At 58.1% G+C, this 267-nt stretch carries 1 protein-coding gene; it reads left to right on the forward strand.

Annotation, left to right across the window (positions count from 1 at the left end; translation table 11 throughout):
* On the forward strand, positions 1-267 hold a 267-nt coding region (locus SB717_RS36480; protein ID WP_410907918.1), incomplete at both ends, for a hypothetical protein.

A 267-nucleotide genomic window follows, 5' to 3' on the forward strand; every position in this document is an offset into this window, starting at 1 on the left:
GGTCCGCTTCAGGTTGACCAGACGATTGAGGCCAGCGGGATCGATTTCGACGGAACTCGGCACCTCGTTTTTTTTGCCGACGTGATGACGTACGCGGGACACGACGAGCAGTTTCTTCGTGACACCGCGGTCGCGTGGAATGGTGGATTCGTGCCAGCGCCGGCGTCAAGACTCGTGAAGTTTTTCAGGGCCGAAGCCGATCGTGAGACCATGTTTTACCCGTCAGAATGGCCGTTACCCGATCCGGCGATGATCTGGCAGTTCAGC

Source organism: Priestia sp. SIMBA_032 (genome assembly GCF_046535215.1).
In the GTDB taxonomy this organism is placed as follows: Bacteria; Bacillota; Bacilli; order Bacillales; family Bacillaceae_H; genus Priestia; species Priestia aryabhattai.